Origin of the sequence: Peribacillus sp. B-H-3, assembly GCF_048572925.1 — a bacterium.
In the GTDB taxonomy this organism is placed as follows: domain Bacteria; phylum Bacillota; class Bacilli; order Bacillales; family DSM-1321; genus Peribacillus.
The window spans coordinates 3,935,546-3,953,566 of sequence record NZ_CP183879.1 but is presented as its reverse complement, the minus strand read 5'-3'; the positions used below and the strand labels follow the sequence as shown (position 1 = coordinate 3,953,566).

Here is an 18,021-nt window from a genome sequence, read left to right as displayed (position 1 = left end):
AGGTTATTGATCTATTAGCGTTAGAAAAAAATTCGAAATATTAAAGATAAACCCTTATTTTTTTTACTTTTAATGGTAAAATTTATTAATCAACGTGAAATGGTTATACAAATTAAAAAAATGAAGGAAGATTAATTTGAATACAACAAAGACATCAAATGAAGAATTTTATACCATTCTTAGGGACGCATTTGAAAAGGGCGAGAGTGAAGTATGTGTACCTATCAATGAATTTGTCGAAGATTTGTCAGCAAAGTTATTGATGATAATTAAGGGATCTTAAAAGTCCTTTATTCATTTTACCTGCTTCTAAATATACGTAAATACCCAAAAGCCCGCTAATCTTCCAGACTAGCGGGCTTTTTCAGCTAGTCCTTAGGAAACTTCAATATGCTATTGTCCTAGTAATCTTCCATAAGTTGGAGTATTAAAGGATTCTCTTTCTGATGTTATAATTACTTGCCTAGTAATTTCCACTATCCACTAATAGTGGGTAGGTGTGGATATTGAGGGGTAATTATTATTTTCTGGAAAAGGAAAGAGGGGCTCATCTAGCGTGGGAAGTCTGAAAAAGTTATTGGCTGTGATTGCTGTTTTTATCTTTTTGTTTGGCATACTATCACATTCTGCTTCAGCGAGCAGCAAGTATACGTACTATGTCCACAAAACAGCTTATTTGTATAGCTCAACAAAAAGTTCAAAGGTTAAATTGAAAACCCTTGATATTAATGTGAAGCTAACAACCTATTCAAAAAGAACAGCTTCTATGTTCAAAGTTGCATACGGGGGGAAAACAGGGTATGTGTATAAATCATATTTATCCACAGGAACCACAGCTGTTACCAGATATGTAAAAACAACTTCGAATCTGTATACTTCCACTAGTTCTAAAAAGAAGAAAATCACTTCTATTACAGTGGGAACAGCGCTGACTACAAGAAGTCCGCTTTCTTCCACTATGTATAAAGTCACGTACAAGGGGAAAACCGGATATGTGTATAAAAGCGGCCTGTCTTCCCAAAAGCCAGCAGCTTCAGGGCATGCGTTCGGACAAAGTGTCCGTTTCGGCAGTCTGGAAATAAAGGTAGGTTTGCCGAAAAATGTCGATCCGTATTATGCATTTGAGGATGATTATTCTGGTGTAAATAACGTTGTCCAATTTTATGTGATAGTGAAAAATATCGGGAAAGATACCCAGTACGTTGATGGTAATACCGACTTGAATTTGTATAGCGGCAGTGTATATCAGCATCCATATTACCCGCTCTATCATGACAATACAATCATGGGTACCCTGCATCCAGGGTCTATGACAAGCGGATATGTTTACTATGAAACGGATCCGGGCTTTAATTTAAAGCTGGTATTTGATAACTATCAGTACGACAGGAACTTCAATAAAATTAAAGCAATTACCTTTACCGGCAGGAACTGATTAGTTTCTATTGTAATTGAATCATGGGAAAGGGAGAGTTTTCACTGTTATTAGTGGATACTCTCCTTTTTTTGTATTTCTCTTTCTGCTATGTTTATCTGTAATTATCTCCGAGCTTTCTAAGTTATAATAGTTATTGGATAGAAGCAGTAATATTTTTACACGAAAGCAGATGAAAAGAATGAATAACAAAACCATAATATCTCTAATCGCAATCATATTGCTGATTTGTATGGGCTTTATGTTCCGCGCCTCCAATACTCCTTATCACCAGCAGGATATCAAACCACAATTGAAGAGTCTTATCACTCTTACACCGCATTCACTGCCTGACCTTTCTTTTTCGTATGATCATGAAGAAGTGTCGTCAAAACTTCCTTATGATTTTATTGAGTTTGTAATCAGGAAATGCAGCCATATTTTTGAGTATACTGTGCTTACACTTATTTTCTTAGCGTTATGGAGCAGCACCAGGCTGCGAAAAGGATTAGTTATTGTTATTAGTTTTTTATGCTCGTTTGTTTTTGCCTGCACTGATGAATATCACCAATCCTTTGTACCCGAAAGGACCGGGCATTTTATTGATGTGTATACATTCGATTCAGCAGGGATGATTCTAGCCATTCTAATTTATCTATTATTTGGATTTGTGATAAAAAGGAGGTCTGGAAGAAAGTATGAAGCTAAATAACATCCATCATATTGCCATCATTTGTTCTGATTATGAAAAGTCCAAGGATTTCTATATCAGAGTTCTTGGATTAAAACCCATTCGAGAAGTATACAGAAAGGAAAGACAGTCGTATATGATTACAGCCAATAAAATGTACCACCTCTGCCATGTTTTTTACCAGAAGTTCCCATTAAATGTACCGTTTCTGCAAACGCGTTCACCAATAGGATAAATTCAATGATTTTGAAATATAAAAAAGCCTACTCCCTCCATGTTTTTTATTGAGGAATTAGGCTTATGATCTTCCATAAACGCGCCCTTTAACGGAATAACCTGATATGGCCTCATGCTTAGGATCGATTAATTGTCTTCTTCTATCGCACCCCTTTAGTTTAAGTGCAATATTTAACAATCTTTTATGTGGAAAAAGCGATGCAAGTGACAAAAAGCAGGAAATACTCTCTCAATATAGAATAATACACTATCTTATTATATTGGAGTGGAGAATATGCCGGAAGCTTTACTAAATGACGTTAAACTATATTACAGAGAAGAAGGAAATGGAACACCGTTGTTACTGCTTCATGGATTAACTGCTAGCATGTTGATGTATAAAAATGAAATAGCTCAATTGAAAAACAATTTTCATGTCATTGCGTTAGACTCAAGGGGACATGGTAAATCCGAAAAAACATCTGACTATACCCTGAAAGACCACGTTCAGGATGTGATTGCCCTAATGGACTACCTTGACATAAAAAAAGCCAATATCATGGGTATATCAATGGGGAGCTATATTGCACAAGGAGTAGCTATTAAATCCCCTGAACGAGTTGAAAAACTAATACTTGTTTCTGCAAAGTCACACGGAAAAACATCATCATTGGCGAGGCTTTTTACACAGTATCAATCAGAACTCGAAGGACTCAACCAAATTGAAAAAGTCAATTACCTATCCCAATATATTTTCCACAACTTGGATGCGGTTGGAAAATCGATGAAAGAATTAGGTGAAAACAGTATAATGTTAACGCCTGAACAACAAGCGTCGGCTAACAAAGCTTTAGAAGGGTTCGATTTCCGTCCAGAATTACATAAAATTAATGTGGAAACCCTTGTAATAAGTGGGAAATATGATGGATTAAATCCATCGGAGGATGGGCGAGAAATAGCAAATCTAATTCCAAACTCAACTTTTATAGAATTTGAAAAGTCGGGACATAGCCCAAATGTTGAAGAGCCGGACCGTTTTATGGCTACAATTACAGATTTTTTAAAATAACATCAAGGAATAAGCAAAATAAAACCTTGTTATGTTAAAGAATTCGTTAGTTTAAATGCAAATTTTCACAATTTAATAAATCACCTAAGATGACGGTCCACACTCATAATTGAAAAAGTTGAAAAAATAACTAACTAAATTTTCAGTTATTAACTAAGCTAATATGGTATCATTGTTACATTATTTAAGGGGGATAGTAGTTATGGAAAACATCACTAAAATATCTTATAAAACTGACGCAACCGTCCAACCTCAAGAGCTATAAAATCTATTCAAAACATCTGGAATAAAAAGACCGTCTGATGACCTACATAGGCTCCAAAGAATGATAGACTATGCTGATATTACTATTTCAGCCTGGGATAATGATAAGCTGGTTGGTACCGCAAGAGCGATTACAGATTTTAGCTACTGCTGTTATTTATCAGACTTAGCTGTTAATAAAGAGTATCAAAATAAAGGAATCGGAACAAAATTAGTTAATATACTACAAGAGAAAATCGGGGATGAGGGGCTTTATTGCTTCTTTCGTCTCCAATTGCAATGGAATACTATCCGCACATTGGGTTTGAAAAAATAGATAATGGTTTCAAAATTCAAAGAAAACTATAATGTAAGGGAATGGTTATATGCCATTTTCCTATTTTTTTGCTTCTTTAACATAAGACGTCCATTGATTGAATCAGTAGCCTTGCTGCGTACACATAACTATTTTCTCAAAATAAGAATAAAATGTGTTGCTGCCTTATATGCTTGTCCAAACAGAAAATTAACCTCCGAATAATATACAGTATAAATTTCCAAGGAGGTGATTCTATGTCTGAATTAGAACGTGATTTTGAACATGAATTTGAACGTGAATTCGAATGTCGCCGCCGTAGGTTCCATCATGAACATCGCCATATCCATCACCATTTTCACCATTGGGACAACCGTTACTCACATCGTTATTGGGATGATCGCTTTTTCCGTGAATACTATTAAAGTGTTAAATAAGATATCAAACTTTTTTGTTAAGCATCCATTTATATTGGATGCTTTTTTATATAGTGATCCTAATATTCAGCAATAACTAAAAAAGAGCATTCTCAAAATGAGGATTCCCCTTTTTAGACTACTGATCCACTTTAATCCAATCGCCAGTTTCCTCATCTTGTTGATAAGACTTCCGTATGTCCAATTACAAATATGTTCTAAATCAGCATAAGAAAATGCTGAGTAACTAATTTCATTAGTGTTAAAATATTCTCTCACTTTATCTACCAATAGTTGAACTGACTCTTTTGTAATAGGGCAGGAATCTCCAATTGAGTCAGTGTAAGTTTGTGTCAAAGCATATTCCACTGCAACTTTTGTTTCTTCTGGCATTATATATACCTCCCGAGAACCCAAGTCGAAATTGAACCGCTTGTAGGTGCAATTGGAGCCGAGACTCTAATTTTCAACCAATGAATAGGTTGGTCTAAGTTAACTATATCAACTGAAGTTACATATCCTGCGAACCCAGCGATTACTTGCTTTGTCCCTAAACCACTAACTCCACCTTTATCTGCAGTATAGCCTAATAGAGTTATATTCATTGGTTGATTATGTGTGTTAACAATGTAAATAGCTTTTCTACCTGCAATACTCCGTAAGTCAATGAATTCGGTTTCTTTATTTGCGGTATCAGTAATAGCAAGAGCGTTGTGTCCAGCTTTTTCTATAACATTACTGCCCCATTAGTGCAGTAAGCAACTCTTCACAATCATGAATAAATATAAGTGTTTATACAAACATACACTTCAATTATGATTAATAAAGATTTATAAACATACTGCCAAAACATACATCAGTTAATTGCCAGAAACACATCCAGGAAATGGACGAACCCTTTCCTGTCGTCTGGAACTGGGCAGAGATTGGTATATCCTTACCGGCCGAAATGACGTTAAATTCTATCTTAAGAAAAATGAGACGTATCAAGTTGATTTGTAAAATGGTTTGGGAAGCATGTGAACTGCTTCCCTTTCATTTTTGGACAGTGAATCCGTCAGTTTTAGGACAATTAAGAGCGACAATTTCTGGACATTGTAGAACGTCATTAACACTAATGGATATATACTTTAATAAATCCTCTGGTAACATTCCTTTACTTTGAGTATTCCATGCACTCATTTCATTAATCAAGATGCTTGAAACACTTGCACGAAGGAGATAGGAGAGAAGGAGAATCATTTCTTATTATAAGGAATAGAATTTTTTACTAACAATTTATCTTTGCGTAAAATACTCATTTTAAGAAAATGTAGGTGTCGCTTTGAAATTAAATGTCCCGATAATGGCATGCATCCTTCCTTGATATTTCCATAGGAAGGGGAAGGCTTAATTAATATTGGGAGATGCAAATTTTTCTGCGAAAAGTACAAGCAATAGTTTCTTTCCCCCATATGATAGGATTACATACAAAAATCAGGGGTGAATTACAAAATTGGACAATGCAGAAAAGAAGGCTCTGGGTCCTAAAGGAAAGTTCTTTACAGGCCATACAAAAATGTTCCAGGCTGATCCACTGGGATTCATGTCTGACCTGGCTGCTGAGTATGGCGAGGTAGCCAAATTCCGTTTTGGCCCATCTCAGAAGGTGTACTTTATTTCAAATCCAGAGATGATTAAAGAAGTACTTGTCACTAAGCAAAATCATTTTGTTAAGTCAGACGATTTTAAGTCGATGAAACCTATTGTAGGTGAGGGGTTACTGACAAGCGAAAAAGAATTTCACTTACGTCAGAGAAGAATGATTCAGCCCTCGTTTAAAAAGACTGATATCATGAAGTACGGCCAGGATATGATAGACATTGCTAAAAGCTATACATCAGCCTGGAAAGGTGGAGAGGAGCGGATCATCACTCACGATATGATGGATCTTACTCTTGCCATTGTATCAAAAACCATGTTCAGCAAAGAGTTCGAAGATGGCTATCAGATTATTGGTGATTCAATAGAAACTTCTATGCGAATGGCTATTAAAAGAATGAGAAATTTATTTAGCCTACCATTATGGATTCCAACCAAAAACAATCGCAAATTTAAAAAAGCAGTAAAACAACTTGATAACGTCCTATACAGCCTGATTGGAGAAAGAAGAGAAGGTAAGGGTAGCAAAAAGGATATGCTGGAGATACTTTTGGCTGCCAGGTCAGAGGATGGAATTGGCATGACGGACACGCAGGTCCGTGATGAGTTGATGACGATATTTCTTGCCGGGCATGAAACGACTGCCAACGCCTTATCGTGGACATTATATTTACTCTCACAAAACCCAGAGGCAGAAGGGAAACTGTACAGGGAGATTGATGAATTGTTAGGGGACAAAAGCCCGAGACCCGAGGACTTTATGAAGCTGACATACACTCAAAATGTTGTTTGGGAATCCTTAAGAATGTATCCGCCTGGGTTTTTTACTGGCCGAAAAGTTGAAAAAGATATCGAAATAAATGGCTATAAATTCAAGAAAAACGATATGGTGCTTACAAGCCAATATATTATGCACCGAAAAAGCGAATTCTTTCCGGAGCCGGAAAAATTTATCCCTGAAAGGTTTGAAAATAACTACCTTAGGACGATTCCATCCTTTGCTTATTTTCCATTTGGCGGCGGGCCAAGGGTCTGCATTGGAAATCACTTTGCCTTAATGGAGGCCGTTCTTGTTCTTGCGGCCATACTTCAAAAGTATAAATTAGTGCTTTCTCCAGGGCAAATAGTGAAACCTTTTCCTTCAATAACTTTAAGGCCAAAGGGCGGGTTAAGAATGGTGGTAGAGGAGAGAAAACAAATTGCAGGAGATACAGAATAATCCAAGCAGCAACGTTATAAAAGGGATTTAACAACCGATTATTTGTCTAAGTGGAAACACGGGGAAGAAAGGATCATCACTGAGGACATGATGAACACAACACTTAGGATTATCTGTAAAACTATGTTCAACATGGATTTCACAGAAGGATACCAAAGAAGAATCGGGGAATCGATAGAGACAGCGATGAGAATGGCCATTAAAAGGATGAGAGGTCAATATTTTAATAAGGACCACGGATAGATTTCATTTTTGTGGAGAAGTGAACCGACTGGGGGGGCTCAACATTAATATCAAGCAATTATTTGATTTAAGCGGCAAAACCGCCATTGTCACTGGGGGCGGAAGAGGACTGGGGAAGCAAATGGCGATGGCACTGGCGGAAGCTGGTGCAAACATCGTTGTGTGTTCACGAAATGTGAAAGCATGTATGGAAGTGAGCCGACAATTGAAGGAAATAGGGGTCAACTCTATTGCCTGCCAATGTGATGTAAGCAAAAAGGCCGATATAGAAGATGTAATCGACCAAACATTGGAAACATTCGGCAAGGTTGATATCCTGATCAATAACAGCGGGACAGCCTTTATTGCCCCAGTGTTGGAGATAACGGAGCAGCAATGGAAAAACGTAATGGATGTAAACGTCCTGGGAGCGTTCTTATTTTCACAGGCAGCCGCCAGGGTCATGATTAAGCAAGGTTACGGCAAGATCGTCAATATAGCCTCTATAGCAGGTTATGGCGGTTCGTCGCCAGCCGTTATGCAGGCTGTCCCATATAATACGAGCAAAGGTGCCGTCATTACCTTGACGAAAGACCTGAGTGTCAAACTCGCTAGGTACGGAATACAGGTGAATGCCATTGCCCCAGGATTTTTTCCAACAGAGATGTCACAAGCAGTATTGGAAAAACCCCATCTGAAAATCGAGTCGCATATACCAATTGGGCGATATGGCAGTGATACCGATTTGAAGGGTGTGACCGTCTTACTGGCTTCCCATGCCTCCGATTACATGACGGGGCAAATCTTGAACGTGGACGGGGGCATAACAGCAAGTGTATAAAACGACATTTTTCAACGTCCTGACCATCAAAAATCGGATTTTTCTTTAAGCGAATTATGCCCAATTGCGTCCATAGTCACGAAATAGTAATACGAAACCAGCTAATAGTTTGTCAACATTTTTCAATAAAACACTTAAAACATACATGGTATACTAAAAAAGAACATACCAAATAACCTTCCATTGAATCCTTTTTGGAAGGTTTTGTGTTATTTTGTTTAATATAGTAATTAGGCTAAATCTCGGAGGCTGTTTTGCTTTTTAAAAGGCATAAATCCAGTGTAAAAGCTTATTTACACAAGCAATCACAGCGACTTTAAAGGGTTTACCTTCCTCTCGTTTTTTATCGTAAAACTCTCTTAATCTCTTGTTTCGAGGGAGGAGTAATTCATCTGCAATGGTAAAGGTATAATGTTTTTCTAGTTCGCGTTCAAGCATGTCATCTGGAATAGACATATATGAAGTACGTTGCTCAGTTGTGAGCAATTCTTTCCCTCTCATACTACACCTCTATTCTAGCGGATTTCATCTTTTCTAAATAACGATATAGCGTGGTTGGTCCAACATTAGTCGCTTCTTTAATTTGAGATAAAGAATAATCCCTACTAGCATACATTTTCAAGGCTAGGTCAATCTTTTTTGACTCTACCTTCGGTCGGCCACCCTTTCTTCCTCTAGCTGCCTTTAAACCATCTCTAGTTCGTTCGCTTATGATATCTCGTTCTAATTCTGCAATGCTGGCAAGCATTCTAAAAAAGAACCTGCCCATAGCCGTTGTGGTGTCTATATTGTCTTGGATGGACACAAAATGAATCCCATTTGCTTCAAAATGATCCATTAGCTCGATTAAATGTTTAGTGCTACGGCTAATACGATCTAATTTATAGGCAACAACGGTATCTCCCTTATGTAAAACTTTTAATAGTTCATCCAATTGGGGACGGCTTTTCTTTTTACCTGATTCTTTTTCTTCAAAAACTTGGTCAACTTTAAATTGATTCAAGGCATCTACTGTAAAGACAAAGATTGGTCTTGTGTGCTCACCCGAGCATATCCAAATTTCAATTCACATTCCTCTGATTGTGAAGATTTGCACTTAAACTATAGGTTCAGGTTAGTGGAAGAGGATATTGTTTTGACATCGGATAACCCTCTGTGTTGGAATAAAAGAAAATTAGAATAATTATAAGGGAGAAAAGTGATGATTGATATTTTAAAGCTTATTGCAGCATTAGCTTTGGGCTACCTTTTAGGCAGCCTTAATACAGCGGTAATTGTAGGGAAAGTATATGGCAAGGACATAAGAAGTCACGGTAGTAAAAGTGCAGGTCTTACCAATACTTTGAGGGTACTTGGGAAATCTGCTGCGGCGTATGTTCTTGCGGGCGATATATTAAAAGGAGTAATCGCCTGTTTGATAGGCTTGTTCCTAAGCGTTCACTTTTATTCGGGTGATGCTAAAGATTGCGTAAGCCTTTTAGTGGCAGGAGTAGGAGCGGTTATAGGGCATAACTATCCGATATATTTTGGGTTTAAAGGGGGCAAAGGAGCACTTACGGCAGTGTCTGTGCTGTTTATGGTTAATTGGGTTATGGCTCTTATATGCCTTGGTTTTTTTGTGATAATAGTAGCTTTAACTCGTTATGTTTCATTAGGCACAATATTAGCTACAATGCTTTTTGCGGCTATTTCATTTATTCCTGTTTTTAGACATACCTTATATTTTAATATATTTGCGTGCCTAATGGTGTGTATGGTTATTTTTAGGCATATGAAAAATATACAAAGACTGATTTCAGGAACAGAAAATAGACTTACTTTTTAACTGTTTGAGGATTTTAGCACCATCACATCGTTTATTGATTTGCATAGCATGTTCAACTAAAGGAAGCGTTAGTTTAACATGACATTATTTGGAAATCACGAAATCGAAAGAATAAGAAGAAAATATTAAACCCTGATTCTTCTGCTTAACGTAGAAAAATCAGGGTTTTTATTTCCAAATAATGTATTGGCGTATAATATCCGCGTTTTGTCGGCAGTACCCCTTAAAGACTAAAGTTACCTTTACCCTCCAAGACTCGCTACGAGAGAATGGCTAGTTCTTACTCGACGGGAATCCCACCCGCTATATGATACGACCTAGGCTCGGCCGCATACGCACCCGTTTGTTTAAGTACAAAAGTTCACAATTGTTTCGAACCAGCTATCCTAATTACAAAGGTACAAACCAGAGTGGCAACAAAACTTATAATAGATATTAGGTGGATTTTTTATGAAAATTACAATAATCATTCCACATTACATTGGAGACATTTGAACAGTGTCAGGACCACCGCTCGTTAATGATTATTCTTCTTCTCGTAACAGAAGGGCTTCCTTCGCCATAACCGCAAGTTCAATTGTTTCAATGGTTTTGCAATAATTATTTAATATCTCTCCATTCAAACTGACTTCTTTATGAATATAATCCAGAACATGCCAATCTTGAAACCAATCTTTGCTCTTCGCATCTTCATGAGGGGTATTCGGCCAGGCGTATTTTAAAGGCGGGCTGTACAGCCGCTCGGCGCCCTTTCTCAACACGCAATTCTTGACCCGTCGCTTATAAAGGGATCGGGGAAAAGATTCATTTACATCATTAAACAAATCAGGCCAATAATCTTTCCGTGAGCCCGTGTGGGGGCGTTCATGCGCCCATTTCAATACCCCCGCCAGAATCTTTTCACGCTGAAAAAGAAGGGAATACAATTTTTTTCCGAATAAAATTCTTTCGTGGAGCGAAGTGAAATACCGTGAGGTGGCGCCGGCAAGTGAAGTTTTCTCCCTTTTTTCCCCTGCCCAGTAGGGAAAAATAATGTTATTGAGACGCAAAAAATCATACGCTTTGAAGCTGACCGTACCGGTTACGGTTTTTTTGAAATGATTATTTTGAATCAATCCTTTTTCCAAATAGTTTTGTTCATTTATCACCATCGCAATTGCCAACGTATAGATATCCTCGCTGCGCCAAAAATAACGCCACATCGTTTCCATGAAGGTGGAAGTGTAAAAAAAAGGTAAAAGATGGAACATTTCTTGGCTACTCCTCACACTCAGGTCATAAACCAAAAATTGGGGAAACACATCTTGAAAAATCAACCAACTGCCGCGTTCCAAAAAAGAAAAAAAAGCTTTCTGATCTCTTTCAGGCAGAAGTTTTGTCAGCAATTCCCCTTTTAAATCCGTCATGTTCCATCCGACGTTTCGCGATACCATATGTCCGAGAAGGGCCCAATGTATTTCAGGGTGCTGAAGGTAAAACTGAAAATAAGCTTGCGTCCGTGTTACATTGTTTTGGTTAAGTTGTCTCGTCTGTTCTCTTATAAGGTGAATACATTGTTTCTCATAGTCTGATAAACAGGGCAGAAGGTCGGAAGATTTCTTTTTCATCTTTTTTTTTAATTCTTTTTTTACATCTGAGAAAGAATCCAGCAAAAACGGCATCATCCCTTATCAAAGTTCATTTTGACTGTATCGGTCATCCCCTTCAAAGGAATGCATATTCATATTGCACACGGAATATGAATACAATGATGGATATTTGAGAGAGGATGGGAAATATGAGGCATCGGGTATATAAGGAAATTAACAGAATCGCCAACCAGTTCGTCCAAGACCAATCAGAGGACGGAGCCTGGCATTATCCTTTCGAGACCGGGATCGCTACGGACTGCAGTATGATTATCTTATTACGGACATTGGAGATAAATGATGAGGAGTTCATAAAAGAATTGGTGAAACGTATCGCCGGAAAACAGCAGGAAGATGGGTCTTGGAAGCTGTTTCATGATGAGGAAAAAGGGAATCTAACAGCTACTGTGGAAGCTTATTATGCCCTTCTTTATTCTGGTTACCGGGATCGAAAAGACCAGGAAATCCTGGCAGCCAGACAGTTTATTATGGCCAACGGAGGGGCTACGGAGGTCCATATGTTTTTGAAAATTATGTTGGCCATAACAGGACAATGTGAGTGGCCGCACTTCCCCATTAATATTGAAGTGATGCTTTTACCAGACTCCTTTCTAATCAATCTTTTTGACCTCTCCGTGCACGGAAGAGCCAACATTATCCCTTTTTTAATTCTCGCCAATTTGAATTATCGTAGGAGAACGCAAAGATCGCCCGATCTCTCCGATTTGTTTCAAAAAAGAGAAGTTCGTTTTTTTACAGAGAATCCATCAGAAGAGGCCCGCTCGGTGATCAATTTGATTAAACAGGGGATTCAGGCTCTGAAAAACCCTGGAAACCTTCGCGAATTGTCATTATATCGCGCCGAAAAATATATGCTGGACCGAATCGAACCGGACGGCACCCTTTGTAATTATTTCAGCTCAACTATTCTAATGATTTTTGCCTTACTGGCGAGGGGGTATTCCAATACACATCCAGTGATTACTCGTGCCGTGCAAGGTTTAAAAGCGATGACCTGCCGGATTGACGGAGAACTTCACTGCCAATACACGACGGCTTCGGTCTGGAATACGACTTTAATCAATTATGCTCTGCAAGAATCAGGAGTTCCCTATTCATCCAACACTATTAAAAAAGCAAATCATTACATTCTCTCCCGTCAGCATCTCAAATACGGGGATTGGGTCATTCATGAACCGAACCTGTTACCGGGAGGTTGGGGGTTTGGGGACAGTAACACGATCCAACCAGATATTGACGACACAACTGCTGCACTGAGAGCGATACGTACTTTGGCCATAGAGCAAGTGGATTGCCGGCAAGCATGGGATCGTGGAGTAAACTGGCTCATTTCCATGCAAAACAATGACGGCGGTTGGGCGGCATTCGAAAAGAATGTGGACAAGAAAGTATTAAACTTGTTACCGATAGAGGGTGGAAAAGATTTATTGATTGATCCGTCGACGGCTGATTTGACGGGAAGGACTTTAGAGTTCTTCGGAAACTATACCCATTTGGATCTTCACCATCCGATGGTGAAAGGTGGAATTCGTTGGCTGTTACGACATCAAAATTCAGATGGTTCATGGTTGGGGCGATGGGGCGTGTATATTTATGGCACATGGGCGGCCGTAACGGGAATGGTTGCAGTTGGGGTTCCCACGAATCATCCAGCTATTCAAAACGCTCTAACTTGGTTGCGGAAAATTCAGAATCCCGACGGGGGTTGGGGAGAATCCTGTAAAAGTGATATCAAAAATTGTTATGTGCCGTTGGGCGAAAGTACCCGCACTCATACCGCTTGGGCCCTTGACACACTCATCTCGGCCGCAACTGGAGTTACGCCTGAAATTGAAAACGGTGCGGCTTTTTTAGTGGATAAGAAGGAAAAAGATTGGACGACGACCTACCCTAAAGGACGGGGAATGGCAGGATCCTTTTATCTCAATTATCATTGTTATGAATATGTTTTTCCATTGATTTCCCTGGCCCATTATCAAAAATTAACTGGTGGGCAGCTCCTAACGGGATTGTCACACAAGGATATTGATTAAGGATTTGTGTATTCAAAAATCTCTTGAGTGACCTTTGGCATACTTTTATATCCTGTCCTATAAAATGAACAAACCACAATAGACGGCAGTCATCGAGAAAAAAGAAATCTTACCAACTAAAAGGAGGCAGACAAAAGATGCTAGGGGCGCTCCACCAATTTTTAGATCTTAAAACATTAATTTGGTTGTTTCCCATCATTTTTATATTCCATGACTTAGAAGAGATCATAACCATTGAATCTTCTATGGCTGCAAACAAAGACAACTATCCGAAAACTAACTTCGTTGAACTAACATTAAGAATGAGGGAAAAACTAGGTTCGACCGCTGCCCAGCTTGCTGTTTCGGCTACTTGGATTTTACTGATTATATCATTCACTACAGTGATGACCGCCCATTTTTCATCTAACGGAGGGGGGGTTCTTTTATTTACAGCCATTCTTAATTTATTTGTTTTGCAGGCAATGATGCATATTGTTCAAACCATCATGTTCAGGAGCTACACGCCTGGCATCATAACGTCACTGTTCCTCCTTACCCCTTACTGCCTCGTTACATATTATTTTTTAGTCGAATATGGAAAGTTGGACTGGCATTTGATATTCACCAGTCTTCCGGTTAGTTTGATTTTGATCCTGGTTTTCCTAGTTGGCAATCTTTTAGGCCGTTATTTTGTTCGATAACTAGCCCCAGATATTTGCTACATTCTGCCTGAATTATTTTTGACCAGTGCATGTATTGATCTAAAGTTTCAGGGTTTTAATGGATTCTGATTCGGTAGATCCAACAATAGTATCTTTATGTATTCGTAGAAATTAACGCAATTACTTTTCGCTGTTTCTCCCATACTTAAACAAATGGGGTTCGCTCTTGCACCAGCATTTCTAACCCTAAAGAGCCAATTTTTTCTACCTAGAGTGTTGGGGCAGATGGCGTCGCGATGGAAAGCACTAGCGTTTACTGGAAGCCTGTGGTTAGCCTATTGGAAGCTGAAGAGGTAGAATTCTGTCATCAATGCCCGGCACATGAAGTCCCTTCCGGGTCGCAAGACCGATGTAAAGGATGCAGAATGGATAGCCCAACTTTTGAGGCATGGATTATTAAGAGCCAGCTTCATCCCCAATCGGACCCAGCGGGAACTAAGGGAACTTGTTCGTTATCGCCGAAGCATTATCGAGGAACGTGCCCGGCAGCACAATCGGATCCAAAAGGTGCTTGAAGGAGCGAATATTAAACTCGGGTCGGTGGTTTCCGATATCATGGGTGTTTCTGCGAAGGACATGCTTCGTGTCATCGCGAAAAGTGGTGACGCAAAGCTAAAGGGGCTTCATTGTTATTCATTAAGCCAGCCAGCTGCCGACACTACCTTCCAGCGAATTATGGAATTTGGGAGGGAATGTATGATTAACTTTTTGATAGGGGTATTTGCCGGATCCTTTTTCATGCTGTTCATAATGAGTCTAATGTTTGCAGCTAAAAGAGGCGATATGTATCAGTGATAAGGAGTACATGACCAGATGCCAACAGGTGTCTGGTTTTTTTCAATTTAGTTGGATGTAGGATTACATAAAGCACCAGTTGGAAGCATTTGAATTTTTTTCTAATAAGTCTTGACATGGCTAATAAATAATAGTAAATTTAGACCATAATATTCTATATAAAGAACGAATTATTCTTAATATAGTTATATAACGATTTATTAAGCAATCACTCTAATTCTAGAGAAAAGCAAACTTTCCGAAAGGTTAGGGCGCAAAACCACAGGTCTAAGGCAGTTGCTACGATGGCTGGGTTGCCTCAAAAAGGATGAAGGATTTTGTGCCATTGTTTTATATGAAAGAAATATGGACGCCATTAAAGGTTATAGGAATCAGATTTTATAGGGCGGATGATGAAGTTCTTTATATCAAGTTTTTAAGTAAGCCCCGCAGGAAAATCATGCGCTAAAGTTTTAATAAATTTTTTTGCATTATCGTTCTTAATCAAGAACTTAAAATTGAGAGGCAGAACAATCTTTGATGTTTCGGTGCTCTTTTGTATAGGTTGTACTAAATAGCCAGATGCCTGTGGGTGCCTGGTTATTTAATGTTTTAAAAGAATGATGCTGTCTAAATCAGAAAAAGCACACCCCTAAGAGTGTACTTTTATCTCAGGCATTTAACGCCAGCTGTATCATCAACTCAATCGCTTTAGGCATGGCGTCCTCGTCAATATCAAAACGAGGGTGGTGGTGCGGGTATTGGCTCTTTTCACTCTGCATGCCCACATCAATGAAGGCGCCTTTTATTTCCTTTAAATAGTAAGAGAAATCCTCTGCGCCTGTTGATGGTTCCACGGTAACGAAGGTGTCAGCCCCGAAGGTTTCTTCTATGACTTTTTGTGCAAATTCGCATGCTTCCGGATGATTGTATAGCGGGATGGTTCCTTCGATATATTCGTAGTGTCCTTTTGCACCAAAGCTTGCGCAAAGCATTTCTGTCAGCTGCCTGGTTTTGGTTTGAAGCAGGTCGGCTGCTTCGTACGTCATGGCCCTCATGGTTCCTTGCAGTCTTGCTTCTGATGGGATGACATTGTAGGAATTTCCTGCCTGCAGCCCGCCGATTGAGATGACGCCTGCTTCCTGAGGCGAAAGATTGCGGCTGATGATAGATTGGAAGGCCTGAATCAAATGTGTGGCCACGTAAACAGGATCAACTGCCAGGTGCGGCTGGCCCGCATGTCCTCCTACCCCTTCAATCGTTATATCAAAGTCATTGCAGGAAGCACGAGATGCTCCAACTGCAAACCCGATTTTTCCAAGAGCAAGGCTTGACATTAAATGGATCCCGTAGATTTCATCCACTCCCTCCAGTACCCCTTCACGAACAAGCTTTTGAGCGCCGCTTGGCGAGGCTTCTTCAGAGCTTTGGAAAATGAGGCGGATATTATTTTTTACTAACCCGGGATTCTCGCTCAGCCATTTAGACACGCTAAGCAAAATGGCGGTATGCCCGTCATGTCCGCAGGCATGCATCACACCTGGGACGGTAGATTTATAAGGTTTTTCTATTTCTTCTTGGATAGGAAGGGCGTCCATATCCGCTCTCAGGGCAATGGTTTTCTTTCCTTCTGTTCCTTTAAAAAAGGCCACAACGCTTGGCGCGGAAAATTGCGATTCAAGCGGAATTCCGAACTGGGCCAGCTTTTCTTTTACAAAAGCGGCTGTCCCATATTCCTGTCCTGAAAGCTCTGGATGCATATGCAGATGTCTGCGCTGCTCAATGGCCCAGGCCTTTAACTCTGAATCTACTAATACTGCTGTTAACATGATGGTTCCCCCGTTTCTGTCTATGTGTGAATAATTATATATAATATTGAATTAATATTCAATTTAATTTTATTCCGCAGCACCCTATTCGGGGATGCTGTTTTTTTATTCTGGCTATTTTTGTAAGAGCTACTGCTATGGAACAAAATGGCTGATTTCCGTTTTCAGGATGCCCGCTTTCCGCGAGGCGGGCGTTAAGCCTCCTCGTCGCTGTCGCTCCTGCGGGGTCTCACCTTCCCGCTAATCTAAGCAGGAGTCTCGCACCTTTCACTCCAATCAACCCTACTTAATAATGAGACTGTCTTACAGAACGAAAGAAAAATTTTGCCGCTATGCTCCTTTTTCTTTAGTAAAAGATATATAGACAGTGAAAGGGAGGTGAGAACATGGAAAATCAAATTTTGGAACTGACTCGTTTGCAGATTGAGCTTGAGTCTGGTGTGAATGAAAAGGGTGAGCCGGTGATTAAGCGCAAAACTCTTTCTAACATCGACAAAAAGGCGGATGCAGCTTCTTTGAAAAAAGGAGCGGATGCACTTGCCGGACTTCAAAAGCATGCTGTTGTGAATGTGAAGCGTCTGGATACATGGGATATCGAGTAATCGATTTCTATGAAGCTATGAAAGGAGGAAAACATGATGGAAAAAGTATTGGAACTATACTTTGTGACTTCTGACGGAAAGACGGCCAAGGTATCAGTCGAGGATCCGATTGATAATCTGGATTCGCAAGCTATCAGTGCAGCCATGAATGAGATGCTCTCTTCAGGCATTTTCATTACCAAAACCGGCACATACACAAGTAAAAAGGAAGCGCGCATCGTAGAAAAAACGACTACAAATTATTCTTTTTAATAAGGAAGGAAAGGCTTCTCCACTTAGTGGGGGAGGTCTTTCCTGTGCGTTTATATATAGAAATG

17 protein-coding genes, 5 pseudogenes and 1 riboswitch are annotated in these 18,021 nt (G+C 39.4%); of the genes and pseudogenes, 17 read left to right on the top strand and 5 right to left on the bottom strand.

All coding sequences use genetic code 11. The annotated features are described in order from the left end of the window. Window positions 1-136: 136 nt before the first annotated feature. The 7 genes and pseudogenes from ACN6MY_RS19795 (at window position 137) to ACN6MY_RS19765 (ending at window position 4,462) form a co-directional block, all read left to right on the top strand. Window positions 137-283: a hypothetical protein gene (locus ACN6MY_RS19795; protein WP_419881701.1), complete on the top strand. Its 147-nt coding sequence runs from the start codon at window positions 137-139 to the stop codon at window positions 281-283. A 273-nt stretch (window positions 284-556) separates the two neighbouring features. Next, complete coding sequence (locus ACN6MY_RS19790; protein WP_419881700.1) at window positions 557-1,435, top strand: DUF4352 domain-containing protein; 879 nt, start codon at window positions 557-559, stop codon at window positions 1,433-1,435. 181 nt (window positions 1,436-1,616) lie between these two features. Next, window positions 1,617-2,126 (top strand): VanZ family protein, encoded by a 510-nt coding sequence (locus tag ACN6MY_RS19785; RefSeq protein ID WP_419881699.1) that lies wholly within the window; start codon window positions 1,617-1,619, stop codon window positions 2,124-2,126. Beyond that, a pseudogene (locus ACN6MY_RS19780) lies at window positions 2,113-2,247 on the top strand (VOC family protein); the annotation flags it as partial. The gene ACN6MY_RS19785 and the pseudogene ACN6MY_RS19780, both read left to right, overlap by 14 nt. 369 nt (window positions 2,248-2,616) lie before the next feature. After that, the gene (locus ACN6MY_RS19775) at window positions 2,617-3,390 is read left to right on the top strand and encodes an alpha/beta fold hydrolase (protein ID WP_419881698.1); all 774 of its coding nucleotides are present in this window, start codon (window positions 2,617-2,619) and stop codon (window positions 3,388-3,390) included. Between the two features lie 286 nt (window positions 3,391-3,676). Then, window positions 3,677-4,002 (top strand): annotated as a pseudogene (locus ACN6MY_RS19770) (GNAT family N-acetyltransferase). A gap of 232 nt (window positions 4,003-4,234) precedes the next feature. Continuing rightward, entirely contained in the window at window positions 4,235-4,462 is a 228-nt protein-coding gene (locus ACN6MY_RS19765; RefSeq protein ID WP_419881697.1) for a hypothetical protein, read from the top strand. On the opposite strand, the gene ACN6MY_RS19760 is transcribed toward ACN6MY_RS19765, so the two are convergent. Then, window positions 4,453-4,758 carry a hypothetical protein gene (locus tag ACN6MY_RS19760; RefSeq protein ID WP_419881696.1) on the bottom strand — a complete coding sequence of 102 codons (306 nt, stop codon included), beginning with the start codon at window positions 4,756-4,758 and terminating at the stop codon, window positions 4,453-4,455. The genes ACN6MY_RS19765 and ACN6MY_RS19760 overlap by 10 nt on opposite strands. A 471-nt stretch (window positions 4,759-5,229) precedes the next feature. Between ACN6MY_RS19760 and ACN6MY_RS19755 the strand changes: the two genes are divergently transcribed. The 4 genes from ACN6MY_RS19755 (at window position 5,230) to ACN6MY_RS19740 (ending at window position 8,288) form a co-directional block, all read left to right on the top strand. Continuing rightward, window positions 5,230-5,367, top strand: a complete 138-nt coding sequence (locus tag ACN6MY_RS19755) for a DUF5348 domain-containing protein (RefSeq protein ID WP_419881695.1) — start codon at window positions 5,230-5,232, stop codon at window positions 5,365-5,367. 493 nt (window positions 5,368-5,860) lie between these two features. Next, complete coding sequence (locus ACN6MY_RS19750; RefSeq protein ID WP_419881694.1) at window positions 5,861-7,225, top strand: cytochrome P450; 1,365 nt, start codon at window positions 5,861-5,863, stop codon at window positions 7,223-7,225. A gap of 42 nt (window positions 7,226-7,267) precedes the next feature. Next, window positions 7,268-7,468, top strand: a complete 201-nt coding sequence (locus tag ACN6MY_RS19745; RefSeq protein WP_419881693.1) for a hypothetical protein — start codon at window positions 7,268-7,270, stop codon at window positions 7,466-7,468. A gap of 43 nt (window positions 7,469-7,511) precedes the next feature. Then, the gene (locus tag ACN6MY_RS19740) at window positions 7,512-8,288 is read left to right on the top strand and encodes an SDR family oxidoreductase (protein ID WP_419884233.1); all 777 of its coding nucleotides are present in this window, start codon (window positions 7,512-7,514) and stop codon (window positions 8,286-8,288) included. Between the two features lie 230 nt (window positions 8,289-8,518). On the opposite strand, the pseudogene ACN6MY_RS19735 reads toward ACN6MY_RS19740, so the two are convergent. Next, window positions 8,519-8,672, bottom strand: a pseudogene (locus tag ACN6MY_RS19735) (IS110 family transposase); the annotation flags it as partial. Window positions 8,673-8,790: 118 nt separating this feature from the next. Beyond that, window positions 8,791-9,353 (bottom strand): annotated as a pseudogene (locus ACN6MY_RS19730) (recombinase family protein). 136 nt (window positions 9,354-9,489) lie between these two features. On the opposite strand from ACN6MY_RS19730, the gene plsY reads away from it, so the two are divergent. Beyond that, on the top strand, window positions 9,490-10,113 hold the full coding sequence (gene plsY / locus ACN6MY_RS19725) for a glycerol-3-phosphate 1-O-acyltransferase PlsY (protein ID WP_419881692.1): 624 nt from the start codon (window positions 9,490-9,492) through the stop codon (window positions 10,111-10,113). Window positions 10,114-10,637: 524 nt separating this feature from the next. On the opposite strand, the gene ACN6MY_RS19720 is transcribed toward plsY, so the two are convergent. Further along, entirely contained in the window at window positions 10,638-11,774 is a 1,137-nt protein-coding gene (locus tag ACN6MY_RS19720) for a DUF2515 family protein (RefSeq protein ID WP_419884232.1), read from the bottom strand. Window positions 11,775-11,890: 116 nt separating this feature from the next. Between ACN6MY_RS19720 and shc the strand changes: the two genes are divergently transcribed. The 3 genes and pseudogenes from shc to ACN6MY_RS19705 form a co-directional block, all read left to right on the top strand. Then, window positions 11,891-13,795 carry a squalene--hopene cyclase gene (shc, locus tag ACN6MY_RS19715; protein ID WP_419881691.1) on the top strand — a complete coding sequence of 635 codons (1,905 nt, stop codon included), beginning with the start codon at window positions 11,891-11,893 and terminating at the stop codon, window positions 13,793-13,795. 137 nt (window positions 13,796-13,932) lie between these two features. After that, window positions 13,933-14,478, top strand: coding sequence for an HXXEE domain-containing protein (locus ACN6MY_RS19710; RefSeq protein WP_419881690.1), 546 nt, complete (start codon window positions 13,933-13,935; stop codon window positions 14,476-14,478). A gap of 248 nt (window positions 14,479-14,726) precedes the next feature. Further along, a pseudogene (locus ACN6MY_RS19705) lies at window positions 14,727-15,090 on the top strand (IS110 family transposase); the annotation flags it as partial. Window positions 15,091-15,512: 422 nt separating this feature from the next. Beyond that, window positions 15,513-15,595, top strand: a riboswitch (cyclic di-GMP riboswitch). Between the two features lie 349 nt (window positions 15,596-15,944). Here the strand turns inward: ACN6MY_RS19705 and ACN6MY_RS19700 are convergent. Continuing rightward, on the bottom strand, window positions 15,945-17,102 hold the full coding sequence (locus ACN6MY_RS19700) for a M20 metallopeptidase family protein (RefSeq protein ID WP_419881689.1): 1,158 nt from the start codon (window positions 17,100-17,102) through the stop codon (window positions 15,945-15,947). Between the two features lie 386 nt (window positions 17,103-17,488). Here ACN6MY_RS19700 and ACN6MY_RS19695 point away from each other — a divergent pair, with 386 nt between their 5' ends. Together ACN6MY_RS19695 and ACN6MY_RS19690 are read left to right on the top strand one after the other, a co-directional pair. Then, entirely contained in the window at window positions 17,489-17,704 is a 216-nt protein-coding gene (locus ACN6MY_RS19695) for a DUF1659 domain-containing protein (protein ID WP_419881688.1), read from the top strand. A 33-nt stretch (window positions 17,705-17,737) separates the two neighbouring features. Continuing rightward, window positions 17,738-17,956: a DUF2922 domain-containing protein gene (locus ACN6MY_RS19690; protein ID WP_419881687.1), complete on the top strand. Its 219-nt coding sequence runs from the start codon at window positions 17,738-17,740 to the stop codon at window positions 17,954-17,956. Window positions 17,957-18,021: the final 65 nt, after the last annotated feature.